At 36.2% G+C, this 949-nt stretch carries 1 protein-coding gene and 1 pseudogene; both read right to left on the bottom strand.

The annotated features are described in order from the left end of the window. Nucleotides 1-493 precede the first annotated feature (493 nt). On the bottom strand, nt 494-805 hold the full coding sequence (rpsJ, locus tag AKG43_RS11845) for a 30S ribosomal protein S10 (protein WP_002642322.1): 312 nt from the start codon (nt 803-805) through the stop codon (nt 494-496). 18 nt (nt 806-823) lie between these two features. Further along, nucleotides 824-949 (bottom strand): annotated as a pseudogene (locus tag AKG43_RS12925) (elongation factor Tu); the annotation flags it as partial.

Genomic DNA, 949 nt, shown 5'->3' with positions numbered 1-949 from the left:
TGTATAAGAGACAGATATTATATTTAGGTTAAATATCACAGTTAAATATACCAAATAAATCGAATTATCACATTAACAATGTCATATTTTTAAAACATATAAATATCCAAATAGCTTCAAAGACACCTATACTTATTGTTTACAATAACTTACAAAAGCATCAAATGTTGCAAAATAAAAACAATTCATAACTATTATTTACATTAAACCGCAGAATATGGAGCTATTTGGCATTTGATTCCAACCCGTACTGAAAGCTACACGATAACTGTAGTGAATCAATCCAAAAGTACCATACGTCATCATTAGCACTGACCTTAGGGATTGTCGGCCACTTTTAGCGACTTATGCAATCGTTTTCTTTAAGTTCAGCCGCAGCAACGCCGTAGTGAAAGTTAAGTGGATTGACTATATAAAAAATTTCATCAGAAAAACAAAAAGCCCGAGAATATAATTCTCGGGCTTTTATACAATTTAACCAAATATGAATAGGTTATTGAACTTTGATCTCTACATCAACACCTGCAGGCAGGTCAAGCTTCATCAAAGCATCTGTAGTTTTATCTGTCCAATCAACAATATCCATTAAGCGCAAATGGGTACGGATTTCCAATTGTTCACGTGAAGTTTTGTTCACATGAGGAGAGCGCAAAATGTTAAAACGTTCAATTTTGGTCGGCAAAGGAATCGGACCTTTAACAACAGCGCCAGTACGCTTAGCAGTTTCCACAATTTCTTGAGCAGAACGGTCGATTAAACTGTAGTCATATGCTTTTAAACGGATACGGATTTTTTGATTTGCCATTGATCTATATCCTTCCAATTAAGCAATGATAGAAGACACTACGCCTGCACCAACTGTACGGCCGCCTTCACGAATCGCAAAACGCAAACCTTCTTCCATCGCAATCGGAGCAATCAGCTCTACAGTAATGGTCACATTCTCACC

Origin of the sequence: Neisseria sp. 74A18 (assembly GCF_001308005.1) — a bacterium.
GTDB classification, from domain to species: domain Bacteria; phylum Pseudomonadota; class Gammaproteobacteria; order Burkholderiales; family Neisseriaceae; genus Neisseria; species Neisseria dumasiana.
This window is presented reverse-complemented; position numbering and strand designations above follow the sequence as displayed.